We start from the raw sequence: 14,317 nt of genomic DNA on the forward strand, positions 1-14,317 counted from the left end.
CCGCGGGGAACCGGCCATAATTTTTGCGAGCCTGCTTAGGCGTACGCCACCACGAGCTCCAGCTCCACGGGCGAATCCAGCGGCAGCACCGCGACGCCCACGGCCGAGCGCGCGTGCACTCCGACGTCGCCGAAGATTTCACCAAGCAGTTCGGAGGCCCCGTTGATCACGCCGGGCTGCCCAAAAAACGACGGGTCGGAGGCGACAAATCCGGTGAGCTTCACGATCCGGGTGACCCGATCAAGCGAACCGATCTCCGCGGCCACCGCGGCCAGGGCGTTAAGCACGGCGGTGCCGGCATAGGCGCGCGCATCCGCGGCGGAGACCAGGCCCTCGCCCTCCCCCACCTTTCCGGTTGCGGGCAGGACCCCGGCGGTGAACGGCAGCTGACCGGAGGTATATACCAGGTCGCCATGGACCACGGCGGGTACATAGGCGGCCACGGGCGGGGCGACCTCGGGCAGGCTCAGACCCAGCTCGGCGAGGCGGTTAATGATGGCGCTCATGCGTTTTCTCCCTCATCGGCGAGCGGACGCTTCATATAGGCCACGAGTCCACCCTCGGGACCGGTCACGATCTGGACAAGCTCCCAGCCCTGGCGGCCCCAATTGGTCAGGATGGCGGCGGTATTGTGAATCATGAGTGGCGTGGTGAGGTACTCCCAGCGAGTCATTATTCTCCTTCTGTAGTCGGCTTTTTGTCCCAGGATGGGTGTTCTTTCAGCAAAGTCGCTTAAGCTGAATCTTATGCCTCATGAAAAACGTACGGGTAACAGCATTGCCGGAAGCTTCCTCGGCTTCATTGGCCTCAGCGTCGCAGCCGGAATCCTGGTGACCGCCGCAGTAACCCCTGCCCTCGCCGTGACCGGGATGACCGCCAAGGGCGCCATCGGCGTCTTTGATAGCCTCCCGTCGTTCCTCAAGATCGATCCCCCGATGGAGCGCACCACGCTCATCGCCGTGGCCTCCGATGGCGGCGAGCACGAGCTCGCATCGTTCTTCGACCAGAACCGCGAGCAGGTCGCCTGGGACCAGGTATCCCCGTTCCTCAAGGATGCGGCCGTGGCCGCCGAGGACCCCCGCTTCTACGACCACGGCGGAGTGGACCTCATCGGTACCACCCGTGCCGTGCTCTCCAATGCCGCGAGCGCCGGCGGCGGCCAGCAGGGTGGTTCCTCGATCACCCAGCAGTACGTGAAGAACGTGCTGGTCCAGAAGGCCGAGCAGATCCCCAACGAGGATGAGCGCAAGGCCGCCTATCTTGAGGCCACCATTTCCACCCCCGAGCGGAAGCTGCGCGAGATGCGCTATTCCATCGGCCTGGAAAAGGAAAACAGCAAGGACCAGATCCTCCTCGGCTATCTGAATATCGCCAACTTCGGTGGCCTGTCCTATGGTGTTGAGGCGGCATCCCAGTATTACTTCGGCAAGAGCGCCGCGGATGTCAGCATCCCGGAGGCCGCCACCCTCATCGCCATGGTAAATAACCCCGCGAACCTGCGCATCGACCGCCCCGATAGCGAAAAGAACGGCGCTGCCACGGGCTATGCCAAGACGAAGCAGCGTCGTGACTACGTGATCACCAAGATGTACGAGGAAAATAAGATCACCAAGGAGCAGTACGACGAGGCCATCGGCTCGGAGATCACTCCCAATATCGTGCAGCCGAGCACCGGTTGCCAGACGGCCGGAAATGCCGCCTATTTCTGTAACTACGTGCAGCGCACCATCCAGAACAACCCCGAGTTTGGTACCACCGCCGATGAGCGTAGTGCCACGCTGCGCCGCGGTGGCATGAAGGTCTATACCTCGCTTGATATCGACGTACAGAATGCCGCCCAGGGCGCCATCGACCAGTACGTACCCAATGACCGCACCAACGTGAACCTCGGTGCCGCCGCCGTGACCGTGGAGCCCGGCACCGGCCGCGTTCTGGCCATGGCCCAGAACCGCCTGTTCTCCGAGGACCCCGCGGTGAGCGCCACGAGCCCCGCGTATACCTCGATTAACTTCAATACCGATTATGAGTACGGTGGCTCCACCGGCTTCCAGGTGGGCTCGACCTATAAGGTATTTGTACTCCTGGACTGGCTGAAGCAGGGTCACTCGGTGAACGAGACCGTGGATGCCGCCCGTCACAGCTATACCCATTGGACCGATAGCTGCGAGCCCGGCGGAGTGACCGTCACGGCCCCGTGGAACCCGAAGAACTACGACGGCTCCAGCGCCGGCCGAATCACCCCCTATGAGGCCACCAAGCGCTCGGTGAATACCGCGTTTGTATCGATGGCCCGCGAGCTGGACCTGTGTGATATCCGCGATACCGCGGCCGATATGGGTGTGCACCGTGCCGATGGCGCCCCGCTCGAGAAGCTGCCCTCCGCCGTGCTGGGCGCCAATACCATCGCCCCGCTGTCGATGGCCTCCGCCATCGCCGCAATCGGCGCGAGCGGCCTCGCCTGCAAGCCCATCGCGATCGACCGCATCGTGGGACCGGACGGAAACGAGATGAAGGTCCCGTCCGCCGATTGTAAGCAGGGGGTCACCCCCGAGGTGGCCAATACCGCCACCTATGCCATGCAGAGTGTATTTGGCCCGGGTGGTACCGCGGCCAATGCCCGCGTGGCGGGAGCCCCGCAGTTTGGTAAGACCGGTACCGCCGATGACGCCTATGACACCTGGATCACCGGTGGCACCACCAAGGCCGTAACCTCGTTCTGGATCGGAAACGTCCAGGCCAAGAACGGCAAGAAGTCCTCGATGTATAACGTCCAGGTCAACGGCACCAGCGCGTTCCAGTCGAAGTTCCGTATCTTCGGCCAGATCACCGCCGCCACCATCGCCAAGTTCGGCGGCGGGGAATTCCCCAAGCCCAGCGAATCACTCACCAAGGTGAAGCAGGCGGCCGTGCCCGATGTCGCGGGCATGACCGTGCAGGAGGCCACCGATGTGCTGAGCGAGGCCGGTTTTGCCACCGCCGTGGGCGACCCGATCACCTCGGCGGTTGAGGAGGGCAAGGTTGCGGGTACCGATCCCGCCGCCGGCACCAACGTGACCACCGGAAATACCATCACGATTCGCCCGAGCGATGGCGCGGGTAAGTCGGTCCCCAACGTGGTGGGGCAGTCGCCGTCGAAGGCCAAGAGCGCCCTCGAGGGGGCCGGCTTCCGCAAGGTGGATGAGCGTTGTACCGCCGATCCCGCCGCCCCCGGCGGCGAGGGCACCGTGACCGCGCAGACGCCGGAGGCCGATCAGGTCATCGCCACGCGCGACTCCACCGCCACCATCACCTACACCAAGCAGAGCTGTTAGTCAGGAACAAAATGCACCATCGGACCAGCCGTCCGCTTCCCGTGCTCGCGGCGGCCGTAGCGGCGGCCGGGCTCGGCGCCCTGGCCTGGGCCTCCCTCGTGGAGCGCCGGATGTTCACCCTTCGCCGGGTGGATGTTCCAGTGCTCCCGGCGGGGGCCGAACCCATCCGGGTTTTGCATCTCTCCGATCTGCATATGGCTCCCTGGCAGCGCGATAAGCAGGCCTGGGTGCGGTCCCTCGCGGAGGAAAAACCCGATCTCATCGTGAATACCGGCGATAACCTCGGCCATATCGAGGGCATCCCGGGAATCGAGCGGGCCTTTGCCGCCTTTGGCGGCATCCCCGGCGTATACGTGAATGGCTCCAACGACTATTACGGGCCCATCGCCAAAAACTGGCTGCGTTATTTCGCCGGCCCCTCCCGGCCCGGCCGCGGGGTCACCCGCTCCCGCAATCTGGATACCCCCCGCCTGGAGCGTTTTTTCACCCAGTCGCTCGGCTGGGTCTCGCTGAATAACCGGGTGGATTCCCTCACCATTCGTGGCACTCGACTGAATGTTTTTGGCGTGGACGACCCCCATATCGGCCTGGACCGCCTGGATCTTCTCACCGGCCTGCTTGATGGCCAGCGCGATGCCGAGACCCTCGACGAGGCCTATTCCGGCCCGGAGATCCAGCTCGGGGTGGCCCATGCGCCCTATGTCCGGGTGCTGAACTCCTTTGTGACCCACGGGGCCGATCTGATCCTCGCGGGCCATACCCACGGCGGCCAGGTGTGTATTCCCGGCTATGGCGCGCTGGTCACCAACTGCGATATCCCGCGCGAGAAGGTCAGGGGTCTGAGCCTGTGGCGCCACGCATTCCGGAGCGCGTTTCTGAATGTTTCGGCGGGCCTCGGTACGTCGATCTATGCCCCGGTGCGCTTTGCCTGCCGCCCCGAGGCCACGCTGCTCACGCTCACCCCGCGCGCCTAGGCAACCGCGCCGGGCACCGCACGGGGTCCGTTCCCGGAGCTGCCCGTACCCCTCGGGGTGCGGGCAGTTTTTTGTGCCCGGGGCGAGACGGCACGGCGCAGGCGGGGAAAACCGGGTACAAAAAAGCCCGGCCAGGAAAACCCTGGCCGGGCTTTTATTTGTCGGGGTAGCGGGATTTGAACCCACGACCTCTTCGTCCCGAACGAAGCGCGCTACCAAGCTGCGCCACACCCCGATTTGCGGTCCTAAGACCTCTATTAGGATACCCGATTTTCCCCGCGGTTTTTGCCACCACCCCAAATTAGGCGCAAATTCCGCGCGATCATGCGGAACTGGGCGGCCTCTTCCGGCGCGGGGCGCGGCCCGGGCCGGGCGAGTCCCCGCGTATGTCCCCCGGCGTGCGGCCCGGGCCGCACGCCGGGGGACCCGGGCCCGCCCCTAGCGGGCGCGTTCCACGGGGGCGGCGAAGAATCGCTCCTCGTGCCGGGAGGAGAGCTCAAACGCGCGATACATGCGCTCACGCACGGCGGGCGTTGCGCGTGCCGCACGCCCACTGACCAGCTCGATGGCCCGCGCATTGGCCACCGCAAATGCCTCATCGGCATAGGTATCCAGCCAGGATCGATAGGGATGCTCCGGATGCGAGGACGCGTGCAGGCGGGTCCCCACATCGTGATAGAGCCAATAGCAGGGCAGCAGGGCCGCGATCAGTACATCGTATTCGCCGCGGGCGGAGGAGGCCAGGAGGTGGTCCAGATAGGCCACGGTCTCCGGCTCGGCGGCGGGCAGGGGCGTGCCCTCGGTATCCAGCCAGGTGGCGTGGAGGTTCACCTCCTCGGCGATTGCCCCGTGGGCCCCGGCGGCCCAGAACGCCTGTTCCTCCGGGGTGGGTGCGAGCCTGCTGGCCTCGGCCAGCGCCCGGGAATAATCCCGCAGATACAGGGTGTCCTGCGCGAGATAATCCCGGAATATCGGGGCCGGCAGGGAGCCCTCGGCGAGGCCGCGGATAAAGTCGAGGCCGTAGATTTTTTCGCGAATCGGGGCGATGTCCGCCCACCACTGCGTGCGCACCTCTTCCGGGGTGGGCGCGGTGATCAGGCCGCCGCGCTCCCAGAGCCCGGCAAAATGGTGAATTGGGCCGTTCCCGCCGCCCACCGCGAGGGTATCGGCCGCGCGCAGCGACTCATCAAGCCAGGACTTGGCGTGCGCCAGCGCGCCCTCCCAGTCCTCCCCGCGGGCCCTCAGCGTGGCGAGGGCCGAGGACAGCGAGCATCCGGTGCCGTGGGTATTCTCGGTGGCGATGCGCGGGGAGACCCGCTCGGAGCGCAGCGCACCGCCGCGCAGCGCACCGCTCGCATCCACCAGGGCATCCGGGGCATCATCGCCTGCCAGGTGTCCCCCCTTGGCCAGGACGGGGACGCCCAGCGCCCGCGAGACCCGCTCGGCCTGCGCCAGGACGGCCTCCCAGTCCCCCGCCACCGGCTCGCCCGCGAGCACCGCGAGTTCCGGGAGGTTGGGGGTGATCAGATCCGCGCGCCGCGCGAGATCCCGCAGCGCCCGTTCGGCCTCGGGGGCGAGGAGCCGATCGCCGCTGCTCGCGATCATCACCGGGTCGAGGACCACCACGGGTGGTTTCACGCGGTCAAGCCAGGCCGCCACCTCCGCGATGAGCGACTCCTCGGCGAGCATTCCGATCTTCACCGCGTCGATAATAACGTCATCCGAGACGGCGTCCAGCTGCTCGCGCAAAAACGCGGCCGGCGGAATATGAACCGCGCGCACGCCGCGGGTATTCTGGGCCACCAGCGCGGTGACCACGGCCATGCCATAACCGCCCTGGGCGGCGATTGATTTCAGATCGGCCTGGATCCCGGCACCACCCGAGGGATCGGTGCCGGCGATGGAGAGAATACGGGGAATCCCGGTATGAGTCATGTGATTGCTCCTTGAAGTTTTTTCGCGCGGGGCGCGGGCGCGGGAATCCGCGGCCGAGCGCCCCTGTCTGCCGTGACGGGTAGTTTGGGTCGGCGCTCAGGCGCGGCGGCCCGGGTGGTCCCATGCGGCGCGCAGCTCGCGCGCGGCGGATTCGGGATCGCTGGCGCGGCAGATCGCCGAGACCACGGCGGCCCCCGCCGCCCCGGCCCCGCGCAGCGCGGGCAGATCCCGCGCCTGCACGCCGCCGATCACCACCGCGGGGAGGCCACCGTGCCGCGCCGCGCGGGCATGGGTGAGCAGCGCGGCCACACGCTCATGGCCCAGTGCGGGTGGCGCGTCCTGTTTGGTCTGCGTGGTGTGCAGCGCCCCGATCCCGATATGGTCCACGCGGGCGGGATCGGTTGCGGCCGCGGTGATCTGTGCCTCGGTCGCGGCGCTAATGCCCAGCAGTGCGTCCGGGCCGATCAGGGCACGCACCTGCCCGGCGGGAAGATCGCCCTGGCCCACGTGCATGCCATCCACCCGGGCCCCGGCATTTTGGGCGGCGAGGAACACGTCCACGCGATCGTTTACGATCAGCGCCACGTGGTCCGGGAGCACCGCGGAGAGGGCGATCACGAGTGCAAGAAACTCGCGTGCGCTGAGCTCCTTCTCGCGGATCTGTACCGCGCGGACGCCGCCGCGCACGGCCGCGGCGACGGTGTCCAGGACGTCGCGGCCGGCCGCGCGGGACTGGCCCGCATCGGTCACCAGGTAGACGCTCAGATCGGGCACGGCGCTCATGAGATGCGCGCCCGGGTGCGCAGGTCCGCGGCGTCCACCGCGGCCAGGGCATCGAGGAATTGCACCGCGAAGCTCCCGGGACCCGCGGCCGTGGCCGCGAGTTCCGCCGCCACGCAATACGTGGTGATCGCCGCGACCGTGGCCACCAGGGGGTCCGCGGTGACCGCGGCGAACGCGGCCATCACCGCGCCCAGCGCGCAGCCGCCGCCGGTGATGCGCGTGAGGAGCTCATCGCCATTGGCCAGGCGCACCGGGGTGCCGCCATCGGTCACGATATCCACGGGTCCGGACACGGCCACCACGGCGCCGCTGCGCCGGGCGAGGGTGCGCGCGGCCTCCGTGGCCGCCTCCACCGGATCGGAGCTGTCCACCCCGCGGCCGCCCGCGCCCATCCCTGCCAGCGCCAGGATCTCGGAGGCATTGCCGCGGATGATCGCGGGCCGACCGTCGAGCAGGCGGTGCGCCAGCTCGGTGCGCAGGGCGAGGACACCCACCGCCACGGGGTCCAGGACCCAGGGGGTGCCGGCCGTGCCCGCGGCGGCGACCGCCTCCACCGCGGCCTCCCGCTGCGCTGCATGCGGGGTGCCCAGGTTGATCAGCAGGCCATCGGCGAGCCCGGCAAAGGGCCCGGCCTCGCCCGGCACATCGGCCATCGCCGGGGAGGCCCCGAGCGCCAGCAGCGCATTGGCGGTGAAGCCCTGCACCACCGTATTGGTGATGTTTTGGATCAGTGGCGCGCGGCGGCGCACCTCGTCCAGGGCAAAAATGGTGGCGGAAATAAGGTTTTCTGGCGTGCGCGTCATGCGCGACATCCCTTCGCTAGTACGAACTAGAGCAGGTTCTACGGGTGTTATCTCAGCTCTCCGTGGAGGGCACCCCGTGTCACGTGGTTTTGAGGAAGACTATCATGCGGCGCGCACACGCCGCTCCCCCGGCCGGGCTAGCGCCGGCCCATACCGCGGTATTCCCATCCGGCGCCGCTCCAGGCCGCCGGGTCGAGCACATTGCGGGCGTCGATGATGCGCGGCGTGGCCACACGCGCCCCCAGGGCCCGCGGATCGAGCTCCCGGTACTCGGTCCACTCGGTGCCCAGGATCACCAGCTCGGCGCCCTCCACGGCGTTCTCCAGGGCGTCACAGGGCAGGCCGGGGGCCCGCAACTGCGCGTTTTTTATGGCTTGAGGGTCGGTGGCAATAACGTTCGCCCCGCGCTCGTGCAGCCGCATCGCCACATCCAGCGAGGGGGAATCGCGCACATCATCGCTCTGCGGCTTAAACGACAGGCCCAGCACCGCGATGCGGCGACCCCGCACATCACCCCCGAGCAGCTCGGCGGCGAGGTCCACAACGTGTTCGCGGCGGCGCAGGTTGATCTGGTCCACCTCGCGCAGGAAGCCCAGGGAGTCACCCAGACCCAGTTCCTCGGCCCGCGCGCCAAAGGCCCGGATATCCTTGGGCAGGCAGCCCCCGCCAAAGCCCAGCCCGGCGTTGAGGAAGCGCCGCCCGATGCGGTTATCGTGGCCGATCGCATCGGCCAGGTCGCTCACATCGGCACCGGTGGCATCGGCGATCTCGGCCATGGCGTTGATGAAGGAAATCTTGGTGGCCAGGAACGCATTGGCGGCGACCTTCACCAGCTCGGCGGTGGCAAAATCGGTGACCACCACGGGCGCGCCCTCGGCGATGGCCTCGGCGTAGATTTTATCGAGGATCTCCCGCCCGGGGGCGGAGACCTCCCCCGCGTCGCGGGTGATCAGCTCGGAGGCGAAGCCATACACAATACGATCGGGGTGCAGGGTGTCCTGCACGGCAAAGCCCTCACGCAAAAACTCGGGGTTCCAGGCCAGCTCGGCACCCGTGGCGCGGATGCGCTCGGCGAGGGCCTCGGCAGTACCCACCGGGACCGTGGACTTGCCCACCACCAGATGTCCCGGGCCCAGCAGCGGCAGCAGGCCATCCACCGCGGCGTTGACATAGGCGAGGTCGGCACCCGGGGCATCGGAAAGCTGCGGGGTGCCCACGGCGATGAAGTGCACGCGGGCCTCCGCGGCGGCCGCGGGATCGGTGGAAAAACGCAGCCGGCCGGTGGCGGTGGCGGCGGTGAGGAGTTCGGGAAGACCGGGCTCAAAAAACGGGGCCCGGCCCGCGGCGAGGGCCTCGATTTTGAGGGGATCGACGTCGATTCCGATCACCTCGTGGCCGAGGGAGGTCATGGATGCGGCATGGACGGCACCGAGGTAGCCACAACCGATTACTGAAAGCTTCATAATTATCCCAGCCTAGGTGAGTTTTCTGGACGTGTGCCTACGCGGTGGCATTGCGCACGGGCAGGCGTCCGCCCGCCTCGTCCAAATAGCAGTTTCCGCATAGCGATTCATAGTGCACATCGCTGCCGTCGATGGCCACCTGTGCCCCGTCAAATACAAAGCGATCGCCGATGCGACGGCCGTTAAAGATGGCCTTTCTGCCGCAACGGCAGATGGTTTTGAGCTCCTCGAGGCTGTGCGCGATCTCCAATAGCCGCCGGGAACCGGGAAACGCCACGGTGAGAAAATCGGTGCGGATGCCATAGGCCAGCACCGGAACCCCCTCGATCAGCGCGATCTCCAGCAGGCCATCCACCTGGCCCGGGGTGAGAAACTGCGCCTCGTCCACAAGCAGCGCGCTGATCCGGCCGCGGGTGGCCGTGGCGTCCTGAAAATCGCGGAAGACGCCCAGCGCATCGTCACCCTCGGCCAGCAGATAGTCCACCTCGCGGGTGAGCCCGAGGCGGCTGGCCACCCGATCGTGGGCCTTGGTATCGATCGCGGGTTTAATCACCGCAACACGATGGCCGCGCTCCTCATAGTTAAACGCGGCCTGGAGCAGCGCGGTGCTCTTGCCGGAGTTCATCGCTCCGTAACGGAAATACAGTTTTGCCACCACGCCAGTCTAGCGACCGGCGCGGTGGCAACCGTGGACGACGCCCTAGAGCGAGATTTTCAGCGTCTCGGCGGTATCGCGCATGATTTCCTGCGCACGCTCGGGATCGTCGTTGAGCTGGGTGCCCAGGGTCGGGATCATCTCCGCGATCGCGGGACGCCAGCCCTCAAAGCGATCGGGGAAGCAGCGCTCCAGCAGATCGATCATGATCGGCACGGCCGTGGAGGCCCCCGGGGAGGCGCCCAGCAGCCCGGCGATCGTGCCGTCCTCGGCCGCGATCAGCTCGGTACCAAACTGCAGCACACCGCCCTTTTTGGGGTCCTTCTTGATGACCTGCGCACGCTGACCGGCCGTGATCAGGTACCAGTCCTTTTCCTGCGCGGTGGGCATAAACTCGCGCAGCGCCGCAAATTTCTTGGCGCGGCTCGCGGTGAGCTCGCTCAGCAGATATTTAATCAGCGAGGGGTTGTCCTTGGCCACGGCGAGCATCGGGATGAGGTTTCCCGGGCGCAGCTGCGTGACGATATCCACGATATGTCCCTTTTTCAGGAACTTCGGGCTGAAGCCGGCATAGGGTCCAAAGAGCAGCGAACCCTCCCCGCCAACCACGCGCGCATCGAGGTGCGGCACCGACATCGGCGGCGCACCCACCGAGGCCTGGCTATAAACCTTGGCGCTGTGCTGGGCCACAATCTCGGGGTTATCGGTGCGCATAAACGCGCCCGAAAGCGGGAATACTCCAAAGCCCTTGATCTCGGGGATACCAGATTTTTGCAGGAGCTTCAGCGCCCATCCACCGGCACCCACAAAAACAAAGCGGGCGTTGGTGGTCTTCGGGGTACGGCCCACCAGGTCGCGCGTGCTGACCTTCCAGGTGCCGTCCTTGAGCTTCTTCAACCCGCGGACCTCGTGGTTCACGCGCAGCGTCGCGCCCGCACTCACGGCGGCGTCAAAAAGCTGACGGCTGAGCTCACCAAAGTCCACATCGGTTCCGGCGGTCATCCGGGTGGCGGCGAAGGCCTCGCCAGCCACGCGCTTTTTCATCAGCAGCGGGGCCCACTCGTTGATCACGCGGGAATCGGTGGAGTATTCGATGGTGTCAAAAAGCGGCTCGTTTTTCAGGGCCTCATAGCGCTTGCGGAGGTATTCCACATCGTGCTCGCCGCGCACAAACGTCATATGCGGAGCGGTGTTAATAAACGAACCCGGGTCCTTCAGCAGGCCCGCGCGCACGAGGTGCGCCCAGAGCTGGCGGGATACCTGGAACTGCTCGTTAATCTGCAGCGCCTTGGTGGGGTTCACCGTGCCATCCGCGGCCTCGGGCATATAGTTCAGCTCACACATGGCGGCATGCCCGGTGCCCGCGTTATTCCACGGATTGGAACTCTCCTGGGCGACCTCGCCCAGGCGCTCATAGATTTCGATAGACCAATCCGGCTGCAGCTGCGAGATTATGGTGGCCAGGGTTGCGCTCATGATGCCGCCGCCGATGAGGACTACATCGACCGGCTTAGAAGTCGTCATGACAGTAGTTTATGCCCGTTGTCGGTGGGCCGCGAACCGGGCGACGCGACAAAGGTCTCCTGGATGACGTTTCCCCCGCTTTCCCGTGCCTTTTCGAGGGTTTCGGCGGCGGTCACAACCAGCCGTTCCCAGATAATCGGCGCGGCCGACTGCTGGGCCACCCCGATGCTCGCGCTCATCCGCAGCCCCCGCGCCTCATCGATCGGCTCCTCGGACAGCGCGTTCAGGATAGAACGCCCAATATCGCGCCCCTCGATCGCCTCGTCCAGCACCGCGAGCAGCGCAAACCGGCCGCCGCCCAGGTGCCCGATGATCGCCGTGGGCGGGACACTCGCGCGCAATACCCGCGCAAATCTTGCGGTGGCCTCGCGCACAGCATCCGAGCCATAGGCCACCCGGAAGGCATCCATTCCGTCCAGCTCGGTATGGATCAGCGCCACCGGAACACCGTGCATATTCACCCGGGCCACCCGGTCGGAGGCCCCCACATCAAAGGCCTCGGCCGCGAGCACGCCGATCGAAAAGGACACCGCGGAATCCCGCGGGCTATAGGCGAGGCCGCGCAGCACATCGCGTTCGGCGCGCATCGAGGACATCGATACGGCCACCACCACCAGGAGGCCCATGATCACAGCGGTGGAGGTGCCGCTGCCAAAGATCGGATGCCCGCTCATCCGGTCGCCCCCCTGGGTGAGCAAAAACAGGGCCCGGGCCAAAAGATATACGCCCGCGGTGATCAGCGCGCCCGCGAGGATCCGCGCATGCACGCTGGACCGGGACACCTCGCCGAGCGCCTCCGCGCCGGCAAGCACCGCAAATACGGCCACCGCGGCCAGATAGATCACGCCCCCGGACCAGGTTCCCGCGGACTCCCAGAAGATCGGGACTACGCAGGCACAGGCGGCCGCCGCGGCCACCACCCAGAGCACGCCGGAATTGCGGCCGTTAAACAGGCGCATGCCCGACCACATCGACCCCATGGCGAGCACAAACGTGGAGTTGGCCAGGGCGAGGAAGACCCAGCCGCCGAAATTATCATCCAGCACGTAGATCAGCGAGCTGAGGATACCCGCGACAAAACACAGCGACCAGTACAGTCCCGCGCGGTCATAGGCGCGGAACGCCGTATTCAGGATAAAGCTCGCCCCGCTCACGGTGATGATCAGGCCGCAGAGCACCTGAACGGTGAGGACATCGAGGATCATTCGGGATTCCTTTGGGGTTCGAGGGGAAGGGTCACGGTGACAATCGTGCCCACCCCGAGTTCGCTGGCCACGCTGATCTCCCCGCCGTGCTGGTCCACGATATCCCGGCAGATGCTCATGCCCAGACCCGTGCCGGGTGTGGTGGAGTGCCGCATCGCATCGGAGCGGTAGAAGCGCTGGAACATGCGGGCGCGATCCTGATCGCTCATCCCGAGGCCGGTATCGGCGATGCTCAGGACAACGCTGCCGGGTCCGGGCACCAGGCGGGCCGTGATGGAGCCGCCATCGCGGTTATATTTCAGGGCATTGGTCACGAGGTTATCCACGACCTGACGCAGCCGGAAGCCATCGGCCATAAGCGGCACCGCGCCGGGACTGACCGTGCCGATGCGCAGGTGGCGCTCGCGCGCCGCGGGCTCGGCCGCGGCCAGGGATTCCGCGACGATCTGGTTCAGATCACAGGGCGCATAGGTCATCAGGAACGTATGGTTGGAATCGCGCGCGGCGTGTAGCAGATCGGAGACGATCGCGAGCATGCGCTCGGAATTGCCAAAAACCACGTCCAGGTGCTGGCGGGTTTCCGCACTCAGCTCCTCATCGTCCAGGGCCAGATCCAGATAGCCGAGGATCGAGGTCAGCGGGGTGCGCAGCTCATGCGAGACCGAGGCGATCAGATCGTCCCGCGCGCGCAGGGCCTGCAGTTCCGCGGTCACATCGCGCTGCACCATGACCGAGCCCGTGCGGGCACCGCGGACATCGGTCAGCTGTCGCCCGGTCACCGCGAGCGCGATGGGCGGCGCGGATTCCGAGGTCATCCAAATCAGCTCATCCTCGAAGCTCTCCCCCGCGAGCAGGCGCTCGAGCGGGAGCTGCTCGCGGCACAGCGGCGTCTGCCGGTCCCGCCCGAAGATTCTGCCCTCGGCCTGGGCGCTGGCATGCGAGCCATAGCGCAGCTTGAGTAGCCGAAACGCCTCATTGCGGTGGGTGCGCCGCCCGTTCCGGTCATAGGCCACCACCGCGAAGCTCACCGCATTCAGCACGGCATCGAGCATAAGCTCCTGCGCGCGGGCGTGATCAAAGGACTGGGTCATCAGCGTGGACTGCCGCTTCAGCAGCACGCGCTGGGCCGCGGTGCGCCGCGCGGTTTGGTATGTCGCGGTGGAGACAAAAATCAGGGAGATCGGCAGCAGGAGCAGCCGCGGAATATCCGCGAGGCTTAGCCCATCGGTCTCCGTACCCACGGAAAACCACAGCGCGAGGGAGGATACGGTGGGGCCGAGGAAGGCCCCGTTGCGCCCAAAATAGCCCGCGAGCCAGGTCACGGGGAAGACCAGGAGCAGACCCGCGCCGAGCGCGGGCTCCCCCATCCGGATCATGACTATCGCGAGGATATCGACCACGGGCAGCAGCATCACGAGCCAGCGCGGCCAGAGCGACCAGGGCAGCACGGCCGCGGCCATCGTGACCATAAAGATCACCACCACGCCGCTGATAAACAGCTCATTGCGCAGCGTGACCGGATCCAGCAGCAGGCTCACCGTGATCGTGATCAGCACCACCACCGCCAGCAGCAGCTGCGTCATAAATACGTCGCGCTCGAGGCGGTTTCCGGGGGCCAGGGCGGGGGAAGCCGGGGCCGCGGGAGAAGTAGTCATGGCACGACA

12 protein-coding genes, 1 tRNA gene and 1 riboswitch are annotated in these 14,317 nt (G+C 66.6%); of the genes, 2 read left to right on the plus strand and 11 right to left on the minus strand.

The features are described 5' to 3' along the window. Window positions 1-35 precede the first annotated feature (35 nt). Both KXZ72_RS07465 and KXZ72_RS07470 read right to left on the minus strand, forming a co-directional pair. Window positions 36-506, minus strand: coding sequence for a RidA family protein (locus KXZ72_RS07465; RefSeq protein WP_226079790.1), 471 nt, complete (start codon window positions 504-506; stop codon window positions 36-38). After that, window positions 503-673: a DUF4177 domain-containing protein gene (locus KXZ72_RS07470; protein ID WP_226079792.1), complete on the minus strand. Its 171-nt coding sequence runs from the start codon at window positions 671-673 to the stop codon at window positions 503-505. The genes KXZ72_RS07465 and KXZ72_RS07470 overlap by 4 nt, the downstream gene beginning before the upstream one ends. 73 nt (window positions 674-746) lie before the next feature. Between KXZ72_RS07470 and KXZ72_RS07475 the strand changes: the two genes are divergently transcribed. Both KXZ72_RS07475 and KXZ72_RS07480 read left to right on the plus strand, forming a co-directional pair. After that, entirely contained in the window at window positions 747-3,311 is a 2,565-nt protein-coding gene (locus KXZ72_RS07475; RefSeq protein WP_226079794.1) for a transglycosylase domain-containing protein, read from the plus strand. 11 nt (window positions 3,312-3,322) lie between these two features. Next, window positions 3,323-4,285, plus strand: a complete 963-nt coding sequence (locus tag KXZ72_RS07480; protein ID WP_226079803.1) for a metallophosphoesterase — start codon at window positions 3,323-3,325, stop codon at window positions 4,283-4,285. 161 nt (window positions 4,286-4,446) lie between these two features. On the opposite strand, the gene KXZ72_RS07485 is transcribed toward KXZ72_RS07480, so the two are convergent. From KXZ72_RS07485 to KXZ72_RS07525, 9 genes are all read right to left on the minus strand, one after another. Next, window positions 4,447-4,520: transfer RNA gene (locus KXZ72_RS07485), tRNA-Pro, on the minus strand. A 203-nt stretch (window positions 4,521-4,723) separates the two neighbouring features. Next, window positions 4,724-6,220 carry a bifunctional hydroxymethylpyrimidine kinase/phosphomethylpyrimidine kinase gene (locus KXZ72_RS07490; protein ID WP_226079805.1) on the minus strand — a complete coding sequence of 499 codons (1,497 nt, stop codon included), beginning with the start codon at window positions 6,218-6,220 and terminating at the stop codon, window positions 4,724-4,726. A 96-nt stretch (window positions 6,221-6,316) separates the two neighbouring features. Next, window positions 6,317-6,994, minus strand: coding sequence for a thiamine phosphate synthase (thiE, locus tag KXZ72_RS07495; protein WP_404823642.1), 678 nt, complete (start codon window positions 6,992-6,994; stop codon window positions 6,317-6,319). 5 nt (window positions 6,995-6,999) lie between these two features. Then, the gene (gene thiM, locus KXZ72_RS07500; RefSeq protein WP_226079809.1) at window positions 7,000-7,806 is read right to left on the minus strand and encodes a hydroxyethylthiazole kinase; all 807 of its coding nucleotides are present in this window, start codon (window positions 7,804-7,806) and stop codon (window positions 7,000-7,002) included. Then, window positions 7,798-7,893, minus strand: a riboswitch (TPP riboswitch). It overlaps the preceding gene by 9 nt. A gap of 50 nt (window positions 7,894-7,943) precedes the next feature. Then, entirely contained in the window at window positions 7,944-9,269 is a 1,326-nt protein-coding gene (locus tag KXZ72_RS07505; protein WP_226079811.1) for a UDP-glucose dehydrogenase family protein, read from the minus strand. A gap of 37 nt (window positions 9,270-9,306) precedes the next feature. Next, the gene (locus KXZ72_RS07510) at window positions 9,307-9,924 is read right to left on the minus strand and encodes a thymidine kinase (RefSeq protein ID WP_226079813.1); all 618 of its coding nucleotides are present in this window, start codon (window positions 9,922-9,924) and stop codon (window positions 9,307-9,309) included. 45 nt (window positions 9,925-9,969) lie between these two features. Then, complete coding sequence (locus KXZ72_RS07515; protein ID WP_226079821.1) at window positions 9,970-11,448, minus strand: malate:quinone oxidoreductase; 1,479 nt, start codon at window positions 11,446-11,448, stop codon at window positions 9,970-9,972. Continuing rightward, entirely contained in the window at window positions 11,445-12,653 is a 1,209-nt protein-coding gene (locus KXZ72_RS07520; RefSeq protein ID WP_226079822.1) for a diguanylate cyclase domain-containing protein, read from the minus strand. The genes KXZ72_RS07515 and KXZ72_RS07520 overlap by 4 nt, the downstream gene beginning before the upstream one ends. Continuing rightward, window positions 12,650-14,308: a sensor histidine kinase gene (locus KXZ72_RS07525; protein ID WP_226079824.1), complete on the minus strand. Its 1,659-nt coding sequence runs from the start codon at window positions 14,306-14,308 to the stop codon at window positions 12,650-12,652. The genes KXZ72_RS07520 and KXZ72_RS07525 overlap by 4 nt, the downstream gene beginning before the upstream one ends. Between the last annotated feature and the right edge of the window lie 9 nt (window positions 14,309-14,317).

Source organism: Mycetocola spongiae (assembly GCF_020424085.1).
Classification (GTDB): Bacteria; Actinomycetota; Actinomycetes; order Actinomycetales; family Microbacteriaceae; genus Mycetocola; species Mycetocola spongiae.

Bases quoted from the DNA above. Each gene is read 5' to 3' on its own strand.
- KXZ72_RS07490 (WP_226079805.1), bottom strand. From the start codon at position 6,220: ATGACTCATACCGGGATTCCCCGTATTCTCTCCATCGCCGGCACCGAT.
- KXZ72_RS07515 (WP_226079821.1), bottom strand. From the start codon at position 11,448: ATGACGACTTCTAAGCCGGTCGATGTAGTCCTCATCGGCGGCGGCATC.
- KXZ72_RS07525 (WP_226079824.1), bottom strand. From the start codon at position 14,308: ATGACTACTTCTCCCGCGGCCCCGGCTTCCCCCGCCCTGGCCCCCGGA.
- KXZ72_RS07465 (WP_226079790.1), bottom strand. From the start codon at position 506: ATGAGCGCCATCATTAACCGCCTCGCCGAGCTGGGTCTGAGCCTGCCC.
- KXZ72_RS07505 (WP_226079811.1), bottom strand. From the start codon at position 9,269: ATGAAGCTTTCAGTAATCGGTTGTGGCTACCTCGGTGCCGTCCATGCC.
- KXZ72_RS07475 (WP_226079794.1), top strand. From the start codon at position 747: ATGCCTCATGAAAAACGTACGGGTAACAGCATTGCCGGAAGCTTCCTC.
- KXZ72_RS07520 (WP_226079822.1), bottom strand. From the start codon at position 12,653: ATGATCCTCGATGTCCTCACCGTTCAGGTGCTCTGCGGCCTGATCATC.
- thiM (WP_226079809.1), bottom strand. From the start codon at position 7,806: ATGACGCGCACGCCAGAAAACCTTATTTCCGCCACCATTTTTGCCCTG.
- KXZ72_RS07470 (WP_226079792.1), bottom strand. From the start codon at position 673: ATGACTCGCTGGGAGTACCTCACCACGCCACTCATGATTCACAATACC.
- KXZ72_RS07480 (WP_226079803.1), top strand. From the start codon at position 3,323: ATGCACCATCGGACCAGCCGTCCGCTTCCCGTGCTCGCGGCGGCCGTA.